This window comes from Kitasatospora sp. NPDC087314, assembly GCF_044744365.1.
In the GTDB taxonomy this organism is placed as follows: domain Bacteria; phylum Actinomycetota; class Actinomycetes; order Streptomycetales; family Streptomycetaceae; genus Kitasatospora.
In genome coordinates, this window is sequence record NZ_JBIUYE010000001.1 from 414,943 (window position 1) to 430,974 (window position 16,032).

General features: G+C 72.9%; 17 protein-coding genes. 6 read left to right on the forward strand and 11 right to left on the reverse strand.

All coding sequences use genetic code 11. The annotated features are described in order from the left end of the window. Positions 1-27 precede the first annotated feature (27 nt). The 5 genes from lpdA to cobU form a co-directional block, all read right to left on the reverse strand. The gene (lpdA, locus tag ACIO5E_RS01875) at positions 28-1,416 is read right to left on the reverse strand and encodes a dihydrolipoyl dehydrogenase (protein ID WP_280674629.1); all 1,389 of its coding nucleotides are present in this window, start codon (positions 1,414-1,416) and stop codon (positions 28-30) included. A 406-nt stretch (positions 1,417-1,822) separates the two neighbouring features. Next, on the reverse strand, positions 1,823-3,328 hold the full coding sequence (locus ACIO5E_RS01880) for a leucyl aminopeptidase (protein ID WP_400662389.1): 1,506 nt from the start codon (positions 3,326-3,328) through the stop codon (positions 1,823-1,825). Between the two features lie 257 nt (positions 3,329-3,585). Further along, entirely contained in the window at positions 3,586-4,365 is a 780-nt protein-coding gene (locus tag ACIO5E_RS01885) for an adenosylcobinamide-GDP ribazoletransferase (RefSeq protein WP_400662392.1), read from the reverse strand. An 88-nt stretch (positions 4,366-4,453) separates the two neighbouring features. Beyond that, complete coding sequence (locus tag ACIO5E_RS01890) at positions 4,454-5,569, reverse strand: nicotinate-nucleotide--dimethylbenzimidazole phosphoribosyltransferase (protein WP_280674624.1); 1,116 nt, start codon at positions 5,567-5,569, stop codon at positions 4,454-4,456. A gap of 28 nt (positions 5,570-5,597) precedes the next feature. Next, on the reverse strand, positions 5,598-6,170 hold the full coding sequence (gene cobU / locus ACIO5E_RS01895) for a bifunctional adenosylcobinamide kinase/adenosylcobinamide-phosphate guanylyltransferase (protein WP_400662394.1): 573 nt from the start codon (positions 6,168-6,170) through the stop codon (positions 5,598-5,600). Between the two features lie 116 nt (positions 6,171-6,286). Here cobU and ACIO5E_RS01900 point away from each other — a divergent pair, with 116 nt between their 5' ends. Continuing rightward, positions 6,287-6,487: a hypothetical protein gene (locus ACIO5E_RS01900; RefSeq protein WP_400662396.1), complete on the forward strand. Its 201-nt coding sequence runs from the start codon at positions 6,287-6,289 to the stop codon at positions 6,485-6,487. A gap of 17 nt (positions 6,488-6,504) precedes the next feature. Here the strand turns inward: ACIO5E_RS01900 and ACIO5E_RS01905 are convergent, their stop codons facing one another. After that, entirely contained in the window at positions 6,505-7,245 is a 741-nt protein-coding gene (locus tag ACIO5E_RS01905; protein ID WP_400663397.1) for a class I SAM-dependent methyltransferase, read from the reverse strand. Between the two features lie 158 nt (positions 7,246-7,403). Next, positions 7,404-8,000 carry a DUF3043 domain-containing protein gene (locus tag ACIO5E_RS01910; protein WP_400662399.1) on the reverse strand — a complete coding sequence of 199 codons (597 nt, stop codon included), beginning with the start codon at positions 7,998-8,000 and terminating at the stop codon, positions 7,404-7,406. Positions 8,001-8,298: 298 nt separating this feature from the next. On the opposite strand from ACIO5E_RS01910, the gene ACIO5E_RS01915 reads away from it, so the two are divergent. Together ACIO5E_RS01915 and ACIO5E_RS01920 are read left to right on the forward strand one after the other, a co-directional pair. Beyond that, on the forward strand, positions 8,299-9,102 hold the full coding sequence (locus tag ACIO5E_RS01915; RefSeq protein ID WP_400662402.1) for a PspA/IM30 family protein: 804 nt from the start codon (positions 8,299-8,301) through the stop codon (positions 9,100-9,102). Positions 9,103-9,140: 38 nt separating this feature from the next. Next, positions 9,141-9,434 carry a hypothetical protein gene (locus tag ACIO5E_RS01920; protein WP_400662405.1) on the forward strand — a complete coding sequence of 98 codons (294 nt, stop codon included), beginning with the start codon at positions 9,141-9,143 and terminating at the stop codon, positions 9,432-9,434. An 87-nt stretch (positions 9,435-9,521) separates the two neighbouring features. On the opposite strand, the gene nadA is transcribed toward ACIO5E_RS01920, so the two are convergent. Beyond that, positions 9,522-10,706, reverse strand: coding sequence for a quinolinate synthase NadA (gene nadA / locus ACIO5E_RS01925; RefSeq protein ID WP_280674613.1), 1,185 nt, complete (start codon positions 10,704-10,706; stop codon positions 9,522-9,524). Between the two features lie 372 nt (positions 10,707-11,078). Here nadA and ACIO5E_RS01930 point away from each other — a divergent pair, with 372 nt between their 5' ends. Further along, positions 11,079-11,543 (forward strand): Lrp/AsnC family transcriptional regulator, encoded by a 465-nt coding sequence (locus tag ACIO5E_RS01930; protein ID WP_280674611.1) that lies wholly within the window; start codon positions 11,079-11,081, stop codon positions 11,541-11,543. A 197-nt stretch (positions 11,544-11,740) separates the two neighbouring features. Beyond that, on the forward strand, positions 11,741-13,108 hold the full coding sequence (locus ACIO5E_RS01935; protein WP_400662409.1) for a pyridoxal phosphate-dependent decarboxylase family protein: 1,368 nt from the start codon (positions 11,741-11,743) through the stop codon (positions 13,106-13,108). Between the two features lie 82 nt (positions 13,109-13,190). Here ACIO5E_RS01935 and ACIO5E_RS01940 read toward each other — a convergent pair whose 3' ends face one another. After that, positions 13,191-14,051 (reverse strand): GNAT family N-acetyltransferase, encoded by an 861-nt coding sequence (locus tag ACIO5E_RS01940; RefSeq protein ID WP_400662412.1) that lies wholly within the window; start codon positions 14,049-14,051, stop codon positions 13,191-13,193. A gap of 245 nt (positions 14,052-14,296) precedes the next feature. Between ACIO5E_RS01940 and erpA the strand changes: the two genes are divergently transcribed. Next, positions 14,297-14,650 carry an iron-sulfur cluster insertion protein ErpA gene (gene erpA / locus ACIO5E_RS01945; protein WP_280674605.1) on the forward strand — a complete coding sequence of 118 codons (354 nt, stop codon included), beginning with the start codon at positions 14,297-14,299 and terminating at the stop codon, positions 14,648-14,650. An 84-nt stretch (positions 14,651-14,734) separates the two neighbouring features. Here the strand turns inward: erpA and ACIO5E_RS01950 are convergent, their stop codons facing one another. Continuing rightward, positions 14,735-15,424 (reverse strand): hypothetical protein, encoded by a 690-nt coding sequence (locus ACIO5E_RS01950; RefSeq protein WP_400662415.1) that lies wholly within the window; start codon positions 15,422-15,424, stop codon positions 14,735-14,737. A 126-nt stretch (positions 15,425-15,550) separates the two neighbouring features. Continuing rightward, complete coding sequence (locus ACIO5E_RS01955; RefSeq protein WP_400662418.1) at positions 15,551-15,760, reverse strand: hypothetical protein; 210 nt, start codon at positions 15,758-15,760, stop codon at positions 15,551-15,553. Between the last annotated feature and the right edge of the window lie 272 nt (positions 15,761-16,032).

The following is a 16,032-nucleotide window of genomic DNA, read 5'->3' on the forward strand; positions in this document are numbered from 1 at the left end:
AACTGGAAATGGGGGGTGGGGGCGTGATCAGTCGTGCGCGTGCAGCGGCTTGCCGGCCAGCGCCAGGTGCGCCTCGCCCAGGGCCTCGGACTGGGTCGGGTGCGCGTGGATGAGCTGCGCGACCTCGGCCGGCAGGGCCTCCCAGTTGTAGATCAGCTGAGCTTCGCCGACCTGCTCGCCCATGCGGGCGCCGACCATGTGGACGCCGACCACGGCGCCGTCCTTGACCTGGACGAGCTTGATCTCGCCGGCGGTCTTCAGGATCTTGCTCTTGCCGTTGCCGGCCAGGTTGTACTTGAGGGTGACGACCTTCTCCTTGCCGTACAGCTCGACGGCCTTGGCCTCGGAGATGCCGACGGAGGCCACCTCGGGGTTGGAGTAGGTCACGCGCGGGACGCCGTCGTAGTCGATCGGCACCGGCTTGAGGCCGGCCAGGCGCTCGGCGACCAGGATGCCCTCGGCGAAGCCGACGTGGGCCAGCTGCAGGGTCGGAGCGAGGTCGCCGACGGCCGAGATGGTGGGCACGTTGGTGCGCATGTACTCGTCGACCAGGACGTAGCCGCGGTCCATCGCGACGCCGTTCTCCTCGTAGCCGAGGCCGGCCGAGACCGGGCCGCGGCCGATGGCGACGAGCAGCAGGTCGGCGTCGATCTGCTTGCCGTTCTCGGTGGAGACGCGGACACCGGTCTCGGTGTACTCGACGCCGGAGAAGCGGGCCTTCAGCTCGAACTTGATGCCGCGCTTGCGGAACGCGCGCTCCAGCAGCTTGGAGGAGTTCTCGTCCTCCAGCGGGACGAGGTGCGGCAGCGCCTCGACGATGGTGACCTCGACGCCGAAGGACTTCCAGACCGAGGCGAACTCGACGCCGATCACGCCGCCGCCGAGGATGATCGCCGACTTCGGGATGCGGTCGAGCTTGAGGGCGTGGTCGGAGGAGATCACGCGGTTGCCGTCGATCTCCAGGCCCGGGATCGAGCGCGGCACCGAACCGGTGGCCAGGACGATGTGGCGGCCCTCGATGCGCTGGCCGTTGACGTCCACCGAGGTCTGCGAGGAGAGCTTGCCCTCGCCCTGGATGAAGGTGACCTTGCGGGAGGCGACCAGGCCCTGCAGGCCCTTGTACAGGCCGGCGATGACGTCGTCCTTGTACTTGTGGACGCCGTTGATGTCGATGCCCTGGAAGGTGGCCAGCACGCCGAACTCGGCGGCCTCCTTCGTCTCGTCCGCGATCTCGGCGGCGTGCAGCAGCGCCTTGGTCGGGATGCAGCCGCGGTGCAGGCAGGTGCCGCCCAGCTCACCCTTCTCGACCAGGGCGACGCTCAGGCCCAGCTGAGCGGCGCGGAGCGCCGCGGCGTAACCGCCGCTTCCGCCTCCGAGAATGACTACGTCGAAAACGGTGCTGGCGTCGTTCGCCACGTCACGTCCTCCATGCAATGGGGTGAGTCGCCGGGCCGGTCGCGGTCCGGTGGGTCGGAAGCCTTTGTGGGGCGCCCAGTCGTGCCGGAAATACATCTTCGCACTTGTTCGCGGTGGCTGATGTCCGGGTCCACCCCAGGGGTGTCCCGCGGAGTGGTCACCAGGGCGGGAACACCCCCGACGGAAGGGCATCATCGCAGCTCAACGCGGGGTTGACAGCCGCCGGATGGGCGTCGGGGCGGCCCCGTCACGCCGGCTCTTCCGCAGTGTGGAACAAAGTTTCGCCCGCAGCGAACAGAGGTGCGAGGCGACGTCCCGGCCTACCCGCAGGTAACCGAACCGGTGCCGGAACGCCGACGGGGGCCCGGCGCACACGCGCCGGGCCCCCGTCGGGGAGGGTGCCTGATCAGGCCTTGCCGTTGGCCGCGGTCTGCTCGGCGTAACGGACCAGGGTGCGCACCGCGCTCGCGGTGCCGCCCTTCGGCGTGTAACCGAACGGCGCGCTCTCGTGGAAGGCCGGGCCGGCGATGTCCAGGTGCGCCCAGTCGATGCCCTCGGCCACGAACTCCTTCAGGAACAGGCCGGCCACCAGGCCGCCGCCCATCCGCTCGCCCATGTTGGCCAGGTCGGCGATGGTCGACTCGGTCATGCCCTTGCGCAGCTCGGCCGGCAGCGGCATCGGCCAGGACTGCTCGCCCACCTCGCCCGCGACGGTGTGCAGGGTGTCGCGCAGCTCGTCGTTGTTGGACATCACACCGAAGGTGCGGTTGCCCAGGGCCAGCACCATGGCGCCGGTCAGGGTCGCCACGTCGACGATGACGTCCGGGTTCTCCTCGCCGGCGCGCACGATCGCGTCGGCCAGCACCAGGCGGCCCTCGGCGTCGGTGTTCAGCACCTCGACGGTCTTGCCGCCGTACATCCGCAGCACGTCGCCCGGGCGGGTGGCGGTGCCGGACGGCATGTTCTCGGCCAGCGCCAGCCAGCCGGTCACGTTGACGGCCAGGCCCAGGCGCTTGGCGGCCACCACGGCGGCGAACACGGCGGCGGCGCCGGCCATGTCGCACTTCATGGTCTCGTTGTGGCCGGCCGGCTTCAGCGAGATGCCGCCCGAGTCGTAGGTGATGCCCTTGCCGACGAACGCCAGCGTGGCCTTCGCCTTCGGGTGGGTGTAGACCACCTTCACCAGCCGCGGCGGGTTGGTCGAGCCGTTGCCGACGCCCAGCAGGCCGCCGAAGCCGCCCTTGGCCAGCGCCTTCTCGTCCAGCACCTCGACCTTGAGGCCGTGCTCCTTGCCGGCCGCCTGGGCGATCGCGGCGAAGCTCTTCGGGTTCAGGTCGTTCGGCGCGGTGTTGACCAGGTCACGGGCCCGGTTCATCTCCTCGCCGATCGCGGCGGCGCGCTCCACGGCGGCCTTGGCGTCCTTGCTGCCCTTGCGGGGGGCCAGCACGACCAGCTCGCCGACCGGCTCCTTGCCGTTGCCGTCGCCCTTGTACGTGCCGAAGGCGTACGCGCCGAGCAGACCGCCCAGTGCGACCGCCTCGACCTCGTCCGCGGACTCGGTCGGCAGCGCCAGCGCGGCCTTCTTGGCGCCGGCCAGGGTGCGGGCGGCGACACCAGCGGCGCGGCGCAGCGCCTCCAGCTGGTAGCCGGCCTCGGCGGCCTCACCGAGGCCGACCGCGAGCACGAGCGCGGCCTTCAGGCCGGCGGGGGAGGGCACCTTGACGGCCTCGCCCTCGGCGCCGGTCGCGCCCAGGGTGCTGAGGACCTCGGTCAGCTTGCCCTCGAACGCCTCGTTGACGGCCTCGGCGCCGGGGGCCAGCACGATGCCCTTGGGGCCCTTGGCGACACCGACCACCAGGGCGTCCGCGCGCAGCGAGGCGGCGGAGGAGGTGCTCACAGACAATGCAGTCACGTAATGCGTCCTGTTCTTTCGCGGTCCACGGCCGGTTGCGGCGAGGCTGCCGCACCGGCGCAGCCCGGCGTCGCAGGCCGGTCCGCCCGACGCGCCCCGGGTCCGGGCCCCCTGGCGCGCGCACCCGCGCGTCGCGGCCACGCACACCAGAGGCCCCGGCTCCTCGGTCGCGCCGGGCGGGCAGGACCTGCCACGGTGCAGGGCTGCGGTGCTCCCCGCATGGTAGTCCGCATGCTGGGATCACGCGCCGCCCGGTGTCAGCCGAGCAACGCCAGGGCGAACAGTGCGCCGGTCGCGGCGGTCTCCGCCATCGCGCCGAGCACGTCCCCGGTGATTCCGCCGAACCGCCGTACGCAGCGCCGCAGTAGCAGCTGGGCGCAGCCGGCGCCGAGCACAACGGCGGCCGGGAGGCGGAGAAATGACGATCCGTCAAACGATCCGAGTGCGGCCAGCGCGAGCGCCGCGGCGGCCGTCCCCGCGACCGCCCCGGCGGGCGGGACGGTGCCCGCCACCATCGCGCCGAGGCCGCCCGGCCGGGCGGCCGGCACCGACCGCAGGCAGCCCCAGGCGAGCGCGCACCGCGCGGCCACCGCCGAGGCCAGCACCGCGAGCGCCCCGCGCGTCGTCGACTCGGCGAACTGCCCGGCCAGCGCGGCGATCTGGGCCAGCAGCACGAGCACGAGGGTCAGGACGCCGAACGGCCCGATGTCGGACTGCTTCATGATGCGCAGCGCGTCCTCGGCCGGTTTCCCGCTGCCCAGGCCGTCGGCCACGTCCGCCAGGCCGTCCAGGTGCAGTCCCCGGGTGAGGGCGGCCAGCACCCCCACCGCCGCCACCGCCCCGAGCAGTCCGCCCGCCAGCCACGCCACCAGCGCCCCGGCCCCGGCCGCCGCCGCCCCGAGCACCAGCCCCACCACCGGGGCCGCCGTCATCGCCCGCGCCGCCGCCGCCCGGTCCCACCGTTCCACCCGTACCCGCAGCACGGACAGCGTCCCGAACCCGAACCGGAGCCCCTCGGCCCAACTGGCGCCCTGCACGACGTGTTTCCCTTCAACCGGAAGCGCCCCGCCCGATGTGCCGGGGCGAGCCCCCGGCACCCCGGACGGGGCGCCCATGACCTTGCGTCTACAGCCTTCGCAGCAGGTCCGCCGCCGACGGCAGCTTCGGCTGCTCCTTCGGTGCCGGCGGCACGTACGGCTGCGGCGCCTCGTCCGCGAGCGCGTCGCCCGCGGCCTGGAGCAGCGGCAGGGCCAGCAGCGCGCCGACGCCCTCGCCCATGGTGATCCCCTGGTCCTGCAGCGGCGTCAGGGTGAGCCGGTCGTACGCCTTCGCCTGGGCGGGCTCGCCGCTGGACTGCCCGGCCCGCCACCACTCCGGCGCCCGGAAGGCGATCCGCTGCGCGACCAGCGCGCAGGCCGCCGAGACGACGCCGTCCAGCACCACCGGCAGCCGTCGCACCGCGGCCTGCAGCAGGAAACCGGTGATCGCCGCGAAGTCGGCCCCGCCGGTGGCGCCGAGCAGTGCCAGCTGGTCGCCGAGGACCGGCCGGGCCCGCCGCAGGGAGTCCCGGATGGTCGCGCACTTGACCATCCACACCCGGTCGTCGACGCCCGAGCCGCGCCCGGTGACGGCGGCCGCGTCCGTTCCGCACAGCGCGCCGACCAGGACGGCGGCGACGGTGGTCGAGCCGACGCCGAGGTCGCCGAGGAGCACCAGGTCGGTGCCGGCGTCGGCCTCCTCGTCGGCGACGGCCATGCCGGCCCGGAAGGCCCGTGCGGTCTCCTCGGGGGTGAGCGCGTCCTCGACGTCGATCCGGCCGGAGCCGCGCCGGATCCGGTGGGTGACCACCTCGTCCGGGAAGTCGGCGGGATCGGTGTCCACCGCGACGTCGACCACCCGCACCTCGGCGCCGTAGCGCCGGGCCAGCCGGGCGATCGGCGCGGTGCCGTCCAGCACCGCGCGCACCCGTGCGGCGGTGCCGCCCTTGGCGGGCAGCCGGGACACCCCGAGCGCTGCCACGCCGTGGTCGGCGGCGAACAGCAGCACCTTGGGGGCCGACACCGGCCGTACGGGGGAGCGCCCCTGCACGGACGAGAGCCAGCTGCCCAGCTCCTCCAGCTTGCCGAGCCCGCCGCGCGGCCGCTCGGCCTCCTGCCAGCGTTCCTCGGCGGCCCGTCGGGCGCTTTCGTCGGGGCGCTCGACGAGCGAGGAGAACGTATCGAGATCCACGGTCGTGTCCATCGTCCGGAAGGCTACACGCCGCGGATGTTCAGGCCGCGGCTGGCTTGACCGTCAGAACCTGCCCGGCCACCACCAGCAGCACACGTTCCGAGGCGTCCGCCACGGCCATGTTGAGCCGGCCCAGGGTGTCGCGGAAGCGCCGACCGGCCGGGGTCGCCGGGACGACGCCCATCCCGACCTCGTTGCTGACCGCGACGACCGTCCGCCCGGTGGCCGCCCAGGCCCGCGCCAGGGCCTCGCAGCGCCGCTGGACGGCGGCCTCGCCGCCGTCCGCCCAGACCGCGTCGTCCCAGGCGCCGCACTCGTCCATCACCGCGGTCAGCCACAGCGCCAGGCAGTCGATCAGCACCGGCGCCGGGTCGGCCGGGTCGGCCAGCACGGCCTCCAGGTCGCAGGTCTCGGCGGTGCGCCAGCTCGCCGGCCGCCGCTCGCGGTGCAGCGCGACCCGCTGGGCCCACTCGGTGTCGCCGTCCCGGGTGCCGCCGGTGGCGACGTACAGGACGTCCGGGCGGTCGGCGAGCAGCTGCTCGGCCCGGGTGGACTTGCCGGAGCGGGCGCCGCCGAGCAGCAGCGTGCGGGGGAGCGGGGGGTGGGTCGCCATGCGCCCATCCTGCCCGACCGGCCATCCGGACCGTCCGCCCAGGCATACGGAAGATCGGGCCGGGCAGGCTAAGGTGCGCAGCACACAGGCAGCGTCGTCGGTGGGAGGAGCCGGGCATGGTCTGGACGTGGCGGTACGAGAAGACGGACGGCACCGTGGTGGCGCCGAACGGCGGCCAGGAGGAGTTCGCCGGCCAGGGGGACGCCGAGACCTGGATCGGGGAGTCCTGGAAGCAGCTCGCCGAGGACGGAGTCGACACGGCGGTCCTGCTGGACGACGACCGGGTGGTCTACTCGATGAGCCTGCACGAGGCGTAACCGCCGCCTCCGGGCGGCTACTTGGCGCCGATCACGTGCAGCAGCGCGGCGACCTGCCGGTACGGGTCGGTGCGGCCGGCCCGGTCCTCCGCCTCCAGCAGCTGGGCCAGCTGCCGCCCGTCCACCGGCGGGGTCGCGTCGTCGGGCGCGTTGTCGGTGAAGATCCGCACGCCGTACCAGTGCTTCAGCGGCACCGACACCTCGGTGAGCGTGACGCAGAGGTCGGCGAGGCGGTCGGCACGAGCGGCCAGCCCGAGCCGGTTGTAGTACCGGTCGCTCTCGAAGGCGTGCAGGGCGGCCCGCCAGTCCCCGGCGGCGGCGGGCCGCAGGGCGAGCGCGTCGCGGTTGCGGACCAGCAACGAGAGCAGCCCGCCGGGTGCCAGCAGCCGGGCCAGCGAGGCGATCATCGGGTCCGGGTCGGGCAGGTACATCAGGACGCCGTGGCAGAGCACCACGTCGAAGCTGCGCGGGCCGAACCAGCGCCCGCACTGGTGCGCGTCGCCGCTGAGCAGCTGCATCCGGCCGCGGACCTCCGGCGGCTCCTCGGCGAGCGCCCCCTGGGCGACGCCGAGCGCGACCGGGTCGGAGTCGATGCCGGTGACGTAGTGGCCGGCCCGGGCCAGGCGCAGCGCCTGGGTGCCCTGGCCGCAGCCGATGTCGAGGACGCGCTGCGCGGTGCGGCCGGCCAGCTGCTCGGCGAGCTGCCGGGAGACCAGCTCCTGGCGGACGAAGTTGCGCAGTCCGCCGAGCCGGTCCAGCCAGGCACCGGTGCCGCCGGCGAAGGAGCCGCTGCGCGAGGGCAGCCGACGCTCCTGGCCGATCCGGTCGTGGCCGCCGTCCCCCTGCCCCGGCAACGCGTACAGGCCGGGCCCCTCCCAGGATGGCGGGGCCCAGCCGGAGTCCACCGGTTCGGCGGTCAGGGCTTCTCCCCGCGCCGCACCTGCGGCTTGGGCAGTCGCAGCCGGCGCATCTGCAGGATGCGCATCAGGCCGTAGGCGACCGTGCCGCGGGTGTTCTGGCCGGCGAAACGCTCGGCGAGCTGCTTGCGCAGACCGAAGCCGAGGCGGACGAAGTCCAGGATCACCAGCACGAAGAAGAGCAGGAACAGCAGCGTGGACAGCAGCTGGATGGCCGGCACCTTGATGATGCTCAGCACCAGGATGACCACGGCGGCCGGCAGGAAGAACTCGGCGAGCGACCAGCGGGAGTCCATGTAGTCGCGGGCGAACTTGCGCACCGGGCCCTTGTCCCGGGCCGGCAGGTGGCGCTCGTCGCCCTCCAGCAGCGCGGTGCGCTGCTTCTCGCGCTCGGAGCGCATCCGCTCGCGGGCCTGGCGGGCGGCCTCCTTGCGGTCCTTGGGCACCGTCACCCGGTTGCGCCGGTTGGCCTCGGCCTCACTGCGCTTGGGCGTTGGCCGGCCCTTCTTGGCCTGGGGGTGGCGCTGGGTCGTCTCGTCCTGCTTCTCCAGCACGGTGGCGGAGGCGGCGGCATCATCTGAACGGCGTCGGAACACACCCCCAGCGTACGGGGTGCGGGTCGACTTCTCGGGGTCGCCCGGGACCCAAACGCATATCGATCCGGGAGGTCGGCGTCCGATGGGGTCTCCCGGGCTCTTCCCGTAGGGGATCAATCGGATGGACTATGGGGGGATGAGAGGCGGATCCACCCGGGGGATGAGGAACTGCCGCTCGTCGCTGTAGCAGTCTTGTAGCAGGCAGGTGCACTGCGGCGACGGGCTCGCTGCACATACACTCGTCGTGTCTGGTAACGAGATAGAGACCGCAGGCCGGAGAAGGGGGCACCCGAGGCCCATGAGCGACGGAATCATGAAGCGTATGGGGCTGATCTTCCGCTCCAAGGCGAACAAAGCCTTGGATCGGGCGGAGGATCCCCGAGAGACGCTCGACTACTCCTACCAGAAGCAGCTCGAACTGCTGCAGAAGGTACGGCGTGGCGTCGCGGATGTCGCGACCTCGCGCAAGCGCCTGGAACTCCAGCTGACCCAGCTCCAGCAGCAGTCGGCGAAGTACGAGGACCAGGGTCGCAAGGCCCTGTCCCTGGGCCGTGAGGATCTCGCGCGCGAGGCGCTGACCCGCCGGGCCAACATGCAGTCCCAGATCACCGACCTGGAGACGCAGTACCAGGCCCTGCAGGGCGAGGAGGAGAAGCTCACGCTCGCCTCCCAGCGACTGCAGGCGAAGGTGGACGCCTTCCGGACCAAGAAGGAGACCATCAAGGCCACCTACACGGCCGCTCAGGCGCAGACCCGCATCGCCGAGTCCTTCTCCGGCATCTCGGAGGAGATGGGCGACGTCGGCCTGGCCATCCAGCGGGCCGAGGACAAGACGGCCCAGATGCAGGCCCGGGCCGGCGCGATCGACGAGCTGCTGGCTTCCGGCGCGCTCGACGACGCGAGCGGTCTCGGCCGCAAGGACGACATCGAGGCCGAGCTGGAGCGGGTGGCCGGCGGCACCGACGTCGAGCTGGAACTGGCCCGGATGAAGGCCGAGCTGTCGGGCCCGTCCTCCGGTCCGGCCGCGATCGAGCAGGGCAAGCCGCAGCAGTCGGAGGCCCAGCCGCAGCAGGACACCCCGCGCATCAACTACAACAAGTGATCTGAGCTCCATCCCACGGAACCAGGGAGACGCACGGCATGATCATGAGGGTCATGGGTGAGGGGCAGTTCGAGGTCGGCGAAAGCCACCTGAACCTGCTCAACGAGCTCGATGCCGAGCTCGTCACCGCAGTGGAGTCGGGGGACGAGGAGCACTTCCGTCGGGCCTACGGCAAGCTGCTGGACGCGGTGAAGCGGTTCGGCACCCCGGTGCCGCTGGATTCGCTGGAGCCGTCCGAGCTGATCCTGCCGAGCTCCGAGGCGACGATCGAAGAGGTCCGCGAGCTGTTGATGGCCGACGGCGAGGGTGTGATCCCGGGCTACCCCGAGTAGCCGCCGCGGCCGGTGCCAGACGAAAGGGCGGGCCCCCTCCGGTGGGAGGGGGCCCGCCCTTCGTCGTGTCCCGGGATCCGGGTCGGACTACGGCAGGGCCAGCATCCGGTCCAGCGCGGCCTTGGCGTACTTCTCGGTCTCCGGGTCGACGGTGATCACGTTCGGCACCCGGCCCTCGACCAGCGACTCCAGCGCCCAGACGAGGTGCGGCAGGTCGATCCGGTTCATGGTGGAGCAGAAGCAGACCGCCCGGTCCAGGAAGACGATCTCCTTGTCCGGGTGGGCCTTGGCGAGGCGGCGGACCAGGTTCAGCTCGGTGCCGATGGCCCACTTGGAGCCGGGCTCGGCGGCGTCCAGCGCCTTGATGATGTACTCGGTCGAGCCCACCATGTCGGCGGCCGAGACGACCTCGTGCTTGCACTCGGGGTGCACCAGCACGGTGACGCCGGGGATCCGCTCACGCACGTCGTTCACCGAGTCCAGGCTGAACCGGCCGTGCACCGAGCAGTGGCCGCGCCACAGGATCATCTTGGCGTCCCGCAGCTGCTCGGCGGTCAGGCCGCCGTTCGGCTTGTGCGGGTTGTACAGGACGCAGTCGTCCAGCGAGAGGCCCATGTCGCGCACCGCGGTGTTGCGGCCGAGGTGCTGGTCGGGCAGGAAGAGGACCTTCTGGCCCTGCTCGAAGGCCCACTCCAGGGCGCGCTTGGCGTTGGAGGAGGTGCAGATGGTGCCGCCGTGCTTGCCGGTGAAGGCCTTGATGTCGGCGGAGGAGTTCATGTACGAGACCGGGACGGTCACGTCGGCTATGCCGGCGTCGGTCAGCACGTCCCAGCACTCGGCGACCTGCTCGGCGGTGGCCATGTCGGCCATCGAGCAGCCGGCCGCGAGGTCCGGGAGGACGACCTGCTGGGCGTCGCCGGTGAGGATGTCGGCGGACTCGGCCATGAAGTGCACGCCGCAGAAGACGATGTACTCGGCCTCCGGGCGGGCCGCCGCGTCGCGCGCGAGCTTGAAGGAGTCGCCGGTGACGTCGGCGAACTCGATCACCTCGTCGCGCTGGTAGTGGTGCCCGAGGATGAAGACGCGGTCGCCGAGCGCGGCCTTGGCCGCCCGGGCGCGCTCGACGAGGTTCGGGTCGGAGGCAGGGGGGAGGTCACCGGGGCATTCGACGCCGCGCTCGCTGTTCGGGTCGGCCTCGCGGCCGAGCAGCAGCAGAGCGAGCGGCGTCGGAGTGGGGTCGACGCCGTAGGTCTCGGTGATGGTGGTGGTCACGGGCGGGTGCCCTTCTGTGCGGCCGATCAAGCGGTGAAGCCTTTTCGTCTATCTGACGCTATCTATGATAACCGGTTAGCGTCAGAGTGACGATGGCCATCCTGTCGATGTGACGAGAACCGCTCGCCGAATCGGATGCTTCCGGGCGTGGCCGAATCGATATCCCGGCCGTGGCGGCGCGTCCGGGTCCGTCGGGGCGCCGGGCCCGCGCCGACCGGCAGTGGACCGGAAACGGACCCGCGGCGGTCATCTGCCAGCGGTGAACTCGCTCCTGACATCCGCCAGAATGGTTGGCGAACCGTTTCGGCAGTGGCCGCACCCCCTCCGGCCGAGGCCGCCGCCGACCCGTACGACCCGTGGAGCCCCGCACCGATGACCAGCAGCCGAGCGCACGAGGTGGTCGGGGCCGACCTGGACGAGACCGACCGGCTCCTGCTCGCCCGGCTCGGCAGCGACGGCCGCGCCTCGTACGCCGAGATCGGCGTGCAGGTGAACCTCTCCGCCACCGCCGTGCGCCGCCGGATCGACCGGCTGCGGGCCCGCGGCGTGGTGCGCGGCTTCACCGTGGTGCTCGACCCGTCGGTGCTCGGCTGGCAGACCGAGGCCTTCGTCGAGGTCTACTGCCGCGAGCGGACCGCCCCCGAGGAGATCCTCGCCAGCCTGCGCCAGTTCCCCGAGGTGGTCGCCGCCTGGACGGTCACCGGCGACCCGGACGCCCTGGTCCACCTGCGCGCCGCCGACATGCGCCACCTGGAGGCCGTCATCGAGCGCATCCGGCGCGAGCCCGGCGTCCAGCGCAGCCGCTCCTCGGTCGTCCTCTCCCAGCTCATCGGCTGACCCGTTCGGCCCCCTTTCGCGGGTGCGCAGGAATCCTGCGCGGACCGGGTCGAAGACGCCCGAAACCTGCCTGACCAGCCGCGTTCCGACGCGCGGCGGACCCCTCCCGCTGCCTACGCTGATCACGTCCGGTCGACGCGGTGAACCGTCCCGCCGACCAGGCATCCCCCGACACCCCACAGCCGAGAGGGACAGCCGTGTCCGCAGCCCCCGACCGCATGCACCGGCCCGACAACGAACTGGTCGACCTGGTATTCGACTACATGCGGGAGCGGCTGCAGTACGACCCCGTCCCGCTCGACGACCCCGGTGACGGCGAGCACCTGCGCGCCCAGCTGGCCGGCCTGCTGAACCCGGACGGCAACAGCCCCGTCGACGTGCTCAAGCTCTACGACCACGAGCTGTCCCGCGCGGTGATCTCCGCCGACAGCCCGCGCTACCTGTCGTTCATCCCGTGCGCCCCGACCAAGGCCGCGCTGCTCTTCGACATGGTGGTCTCCTGCGCGTCCCTGCAGGGCATCTCCTGGCTGGAGGCGGCCGGCGCGATCGCCGCCGAGAACCAGGTGCTGCGGCTGATCGCCGACCGCGCCGGCCTGCCCGCCTCGGCCGGTGGCACCTTCGTCTCCGGCGGCTCCGCGGGTAACCTCTCCGCCCTCGTCGTCGCCCGCGACACCGCCCGCCGCAGGCTGGGCGTCGGCCCGGAGGCACGGCTGCGCATAGCCGTCGCCGACCAGGTCCACTCCTCGGTCAAGAACACCTTCAACATCATCGGCGTCGAGGCCTTCACGGTTCCCACCGTGAACCGGCGGTTCACCGGCGAGGCGCTGCGCGCCGCGCTGGCCGCCGACCCCCACCCGGAGACCGTCATCGCGGTGGTGGGCACGGCCGGGACGACCAACGAGGGCATCATCGACGACCTCCAGGGCCTGGCCGAGGTCGCCCGCGAGCGCGACCTGTGGTTCCACGTCGACGGCGCCTACGGCGGCGCGGGCCTGTTCGCCCCCTCGGTGCGCGAGCGCTACAACGGCATCGAGCACGCCGACTCCTTCGTCGTCGACCCGCACAAGTGGCTGTTCGCCCCCTTCGACTGCGCCGCGCTGCTCTACCGCAACCCGCAGCTCGCCCGCGCCGTGCACACCCAGGACGCCTCCTACCTCGACGTCCTGCACACCGAGGGCGACGAGTGGAACCCCACCGACTACGCCTACCACCTCACCCGCCGCGCCCGCGGCCTGCCGCTCTGGTTCTCCCTCGCCGTCCACGGCACCCAGGCGTACACCGACGCCATCGAGGCCGGCCTCAAGCTGGCCCAGGACACCGCCCGGCTCATCCGCGACGCCGACCACCTGGAGCTGCTGTTCGACCCGCAGCTCTCGGCCGTCTGCTTCAAGCGCAAGGGCTGGACCACCGAGGACTACTACCGCTGGTCGAAGCAGCTGCTCGCGGACCAGATCGGCTTCGTCACCCCCACCGGCTGGGACGGCGAGACGGTCGCCCGCTTCGCCTTCCTGCACCCGGGCACGACGATGGAGATGGTCCGGGAGATCCTGGACACCATGGCCTGAGCCGACGCTCCTGCGCAGGACCCCCGCCGGGCACGGCGGGGGTCCTGGCGTTCACCGGCTGCACGGCCCACCGGCCGACCGTCTACAGGAAGGCGCCGCTCGGCAGGTACGGCGCCGGCGGCCGCATCCCGCGCAGACCGACGAAGCCCCCGCTGCGCGGGGTCAGTCCCACCTCCAGGCCGACGTCCAGCGCCCACTCCTGCTCGGCGGTCAGGAACTCCACCCGCGCCTCGACCCCGTCCGGCACCCGGGCCAGCGCCTCGCGCAGCAGCCGGGCGGCGATCCGCTTGGTGGTGGCCGCCAGCAGCTTGACCTCCCCGCCGTCCCGGTAGCAGTAGCCGCTGCCGGCCAGCGCGTCGGCGATCAGCAACTCCTCGAAGTGGCCCAGCATCAGCTCGTGGTCCGGGCCGTGCGCGGAGCCGCGCAGCCGCCGGTCCACCGAGTCCAGCAGGTGCCGGTGGGTGGCGCTGCCCCGGTGCACCGGGATGTCCCCGGGATCGAGCAGCCCGGCCCGGTCCACCCGCCCGGTCAGCCGCATCGCCGGGTGCAGGGTGAACCCGGCCAGCCGGTAGCGGCGGGCCGCCGCCGGGGAGGCCGACACACAGACCATCCCGCGCAGGCAGCCCCGGGAATGCGCGGCCGCCCGTTCCAGCAGCAGCCGCCCGACGCCCTTGCCCTGCGCCTGCGGCCGGACCGCGAACAGCGAGGGCGTCCACAGGCCCTCCCGGCGCATCGACAGCACCGCACCGACCGGCTGCCCGCCGCTCTCCGCGAGCCAGCAGCCCGCCGGGTCGGTGCGCGCCAGGTGTCTGACCCGGGCCGGCTGCAGCGGGGTCGGCACGGCGGCCGGCCCGGGGCGGGCCGGGTCGGCGGACGCGGCGAGGGCGAGCTCCTGGACGGCCTCCGCGTCGGCGGCGGTGTCCCTGACCTGGCGCAGGATCATGGCCACCATCCTGGCGTCCGCCGACCCGGCCCGGGGCCGGTTCCCCCGGATTCCGTGACTCGGGCGGTGACCCGTCCTCCCGGGTTGTGCGAGCATGGGGAGCGTAGGGGACGCGGGTGGCACACCCGGCCCACGGAAATTCCGCCGCCGACAGGCCGACGAAACAACCTCCGTCCGGGAAATGAATCCGGACGGCCGGTGGTTGGCACTGGCGGTAGACCGTCGCCAAGACCGGGAGAAAGCAGATGACCGTCCAGGACGAGACCACTGTCGAAAGTGGCATCCTCCTTACCGATGCCGCCGCGGCCAAGGTCAAGGGCCTGCTGGAGCAGGAAGGCCGTGACGACCTCGCGCTCCGCGTGGCCGTCCAGCCCGGTGGCTGCTCCGGCCTGCGTTACCAGCTGTTCTTCGACGAGCGCTCGCTCGACGGCGACGTGATCAAGGACTTCAACGGTGTCAAGGTCGTCACCGACCGGATGAGCGCCCCGTACCTGGGCGGCGCCACCGTCGACTTCGTCGACACCATCGAGAAGCAGGGCTTCACGATCGACAACCCGAACGCCACCGGCTCCTGCGCCTGCGGCGACTCGTTCAGCTAAGCGGTACCGCTCAGTCGGGCCGCACCGCGAAGGCGGCCCCGGGGATCTCCCCGGGGCCGCCTTCGCGTTTCACCGTGTCCCGCCCTACTGCCCGGCGACGTCCGGCGTGACCGGGTCCGGGCCCATGTGCGGGTCGGCCTCCAGCGGCACGTTCTGGCCGCTCGACTGGTCGGTCACCGTCCGCCCCGCCAGCGGCGAGCGCAGGTCGGCGGACACCGTCTGCCGCTTGGCCAGCGCGTTGCAGACCTGCCCGGACGGCATCGGCGCCGCGACCACGATCCTGACGCCCACCCGGCCGGGGTGCGACTCGTCCGCCTTCAGCCCGTACTGCTGGCAGACCCCGCCGAAGAAGTAGACGGTCAGCCGGTTGCTGCCGTCCACCCGGTAGGAGACCGCCGGACGCGCCCCCGTCCCGGCCGGGTCGGGCTCGCCGACCGCGATCCCCGGGGGAGTGCCCGGTGAGGTGGTCGCCGACGGCTGCGCCGGGGCCGGCGCGGCCGAGCCGGGGGAGGAGCCGGTCGACGGGCTCGCCGCCGGTGCGGACGCCGGGTCCGAGGGCGGGGTGGCGGCGGGCGGGGTGGCGGGGTCCGCCGGGGCCTGCGGGGACGCCGTCGTGCCGGCCGAGGTCGTGGCCGAGGCCGCGCCGGCCGCCGCCGAGTCCGAGGAGGTCTTGCCGTCCCCGTTGCACCCGGCCACCGTGACCGCCGCCGCCAGCACCAGACCCGCCAGGGCCGTCACCCGCCGACCGCGCCGGGGCATCGTCTCCAGATCCATCTGTACATCCTCCCGAGGGCTCAGCGGCGCCGCCCGCTCGGCCGCTCCGCGCGGATGTGACGTGACCCGGACGGATCCGGTTCCACCCGGCCCCGGCCCTGCCCCGTGGCCGGGCCGGGCACCGGGTCAGTTGCCGTACTCGGCCATCCCGGCTACCAGCCGCTGCGCACGGGACGGCACCCGGAACCCCTTCCGGGCGGGCGCGGTCGGCTCCGGGCCGGACGCCAGAAGTGGCCAGAAACGGCGCAGTCGCCGGGACGAACTCACCAGCGCGTCAAGGGTCTCGCCGTCCGCTCCGTCCCGGAGGGCGGTCAGCGGGGGGTGGTTGGACATCATCGGGCATCGCTCCGATCCAGGGCCGTGGCCGCACTGCCACGGTCGACGACGGGGCCCGGACCTGGTCCGACGGGGCCCCTGCTGCCGACACTAGGCCGGTGCTCGGCCCGCCCACCAGTGCTACCCGGAGGTAGTACACGTTCGACGGCGGCGGGTGCCACCACCGCCCGCAGGGGTGGCCGATTGCGGCGGTCTTGCTGCCGCCCGCCCAGGGCCCGGTACCGTGAGTGGGTTCACCCGTGCCTGCCCGCTGGCCCTGTAGCCATCTTGAG